Source organism: Streptomyces amritsarensis, assembly GCF_001953875.1.
GTDB classification, from domain to species: domain Bacteria; phylum Actinomycetota; class Actinomycetes; order Streptomycetales; family Streptomycetaceae; genus Streptomyces; species Streptomyces amritsarensis.
In genome coordinates, this window is the sequence record NZ_MQUR01000195.1 from 1 (window position 1) to 2,192 (window position 2,192).

Sequence of the window (2,192 nt, forward strand, 5' to 3'; positions counted from 1 at the left end):
CGGTCGGCATCGACTACGCCCTCTTCATCGTCTCCCGCTACCGCGCGGAGCTCGCCGAGGGCCGCGACCGCGACGAGGCAGCGGGCCGGGCCACCGGAACCGCCGGATCCGCCGTCGTCTTCGCCGGTCTGACCGTGGTCATCGCCCTCGTGGGCCTGGCCGTCGTCAACATCCCGATGCTGACGAAGATGGGCGTCGCCGCCGCGGGCACCGTGGTCATCGCCGTGCTCGTCGCACTGACCCTGGTCCCGGCCATCCTCGGCTTCGCGGGCAAGAAGGTCCTGCCGGCCGGCGAGAAGAGCAAGCTGTTCGGCAAGGGCAGGCCCGCTTCCGAGAAGAAGGCCAACGGCGGCACCCGCTGGGCCCGCTTCGTCCTGCGCCGCCCCGTCATGGTGCTGCTGGCCGGTGTGATCGGCCTCGGCGTCATCGCCGTCCCGGCGGGCAAGCTGGAGATGGGCCTGCCGGACGACGGCGCCCAGCCGGTCTCCACCACCCAGCGCCAGGCGTACGACCTGCTGTCCGAGGGCTTCGGCCCGGGCTTCAACGGTCCGCTGATGGTGGTCGTCGACGGGGACAAGGCCCTCGCGGACTCCACCGTCGACCGGATCAAGGGCCTGGAGGGCGTCGCCGCGGTCATGCCGCCGACCCCCAACGAGGCCGGGGACGCCTCGGTGATCACCGTGATCCCGAAGGACCGCCCGTCCTCCACGCACACCGAGGAACTGGTCCGCGAGATCCGCGACGGCAGCGGCGACGACGTCCTCGTCACCGGCGCCACCGCGATGAACATCGACTTCTCGCAGAAGATGAACGACGCGCTGCTGCCCTACCTGGCGCTCGTCGTCGGCCTCGCCTTCCTGCTGCTGATGCTCGTCTTCCGTTCGATCCTGGTCCCGCTCAAGGCGGCCCTCGGCTTCCTGCTGTCGGTCGTCGCGGCCCTCGGCGCGGTCGTCGCGGTCTTCCAGTGGGGCTGGCTCGGCTCGGTCTTCGGCGTGGAGCAGACCGGTCCGATCATGTCGATGATGCCGATCTTCATGGTCGGCGTGGTCTTCGGCCTGGCCATGGACTACGAGGTCTTCCTCGTCACCCGCATGCGGGAGGCGTACGTCCACGGCGAGCGTCCGGGGCAGGCGGTCGTGACCGGCTTCCAGTACAGCGCCCGGGTCGTCGTGGCCGCCGCGGTCATCATGATCGCCGTCTTCGCCGGCTTCATGGGGGCCAGCGACCAGATGGTCAAGATGATCGGCTTCGGCCTGGCCGTCGCCGTCTTCTTCGACGCCTTCGTGGTCCGCATGGCCATCGTCCCGGCGGTGCTCGCCCTGCTCGGGCACAAGGCCTGGTGGCTGCCCACGTGGCTGGACCGGGTGCTGCCGAACGTGGACGTGGAGGGCGAGAGCCTGCGCAGGCACCTCGCCACCGAGTCCGCGGAGGGCGAGGGTCCGGACAAGGACCGCGAGCTGGTCAACGCCTGACCGACGCGCTGCGAGCAGCCCGGCCCCGTACCCCCGTCACCGGGGGTACGGGGCCGGGCCCGTTGCGCCTAACGGGTGGCGGTGGCGGCGTATGTGCGCCGGAGGAAGCGGCGCAGCGCGGCGATGTCGAACTGGACCACCGCGACGCCCTCGGGGGAGTGGAACTCGACGACCGCCTGGACGCGGCCGCAGGGCCAGATGCGTACGTCCCCGGTCCCCGTCGGCGCCTGGAGGCCAGCCTCCAGCAGGGCCCGGGGGAAGACCCACTCGTTGTCGGTGCCCTCGGGGGAGAGGTCGGCGGGGAAGACGATCCGTACGGCCAGCGGCTCGGCGGGGGTGAAGCGCAGAGCGACGGGGATCGCCCGGTAGAGGGGGTCGTCCGTGATCACACGGGCGCGGACCCGCTCTTCGACGGGGGCCGCGGTCGCGGTCGCTGGGAGATTCTCGGCGGTGGCTGACATCGACCAGACTCCTCGAATCGGAACATATCCGTCCGTTTGCCATCCAGCCTCGCACATTCCCACGAAAACGCGCGCGGCTATTTGTGATGCACCCGCTCTTGCCAATGGTTTGCAACTGGGCACTATTCTTGAACGGTTAAAGGCCGTGAAAGAAAGCGGAGTCCACTCCATGCATGTGCCCGACGGATTCATCAACGCACCCGTCTCGGTGGCCGCCGGAGTGGCGGCGGCCGCGGCGGTCGCCGTCAGCCTCCGCGGC

The 2,192-nt window shown here is 70.3% G+C and carries 3 protein-coding genes; 2 read left to right on the forward strand and 1 reads right to left on the reverse strand.

The window, feature by feature from the left end; translation table 11 throughout:
* Positions 1 to 1,472, forward strand: a 1,472-nt coding sequence (locus tag AVW11_RS35395; protein WP_076047074.1) for an MMPL family transporter, incomplete at its 5' end; no start/stop codon positions are given.
* 68 nt (positions 1,473 to 1,540) lie between these two features.
* Here the strand turns inward: AVW11_RS35395 and AVW11_RS35400 are convergent.
* The gene (locus tag AVW11_RS35400) at positions 1,541 to 1,933 is read right to left on the reverse strand and encodes an SsgA family sporulation/cell division regulator (RefSeq protein ID WP_076047075.1); all 393 of its coding nucleotides are present in this window, start codon (positions 1,931 to 1,933) and stop codon (positions 1,541 to 1,543) included.
* On the opposite strand from AVW11_RS35400, the gene AVW11_RS37280 reads away from it, so the two are divergent.
* The coding region (locus AVW11_RS37280) for a hypothetical protein (RefSeq protein WP_143568945.1) at positions 1,923 to 2,192 on the forward strand (270 nt) is incomplete at its 3' end. The genes AVW11_RS35400 and AVW11_RS37280 overlap by 11 nt on opposite strands.

Excerpts from the sequence above, each read along its gene's own strand:
- AVW11_RS35400 (WP_076047075.1), bottom strand. The coding sequence starts at position 1,933 with ATGTCAGCCACCGCCGAGAATCTCCCAGCGACCGCGACCGCGGCCCCC.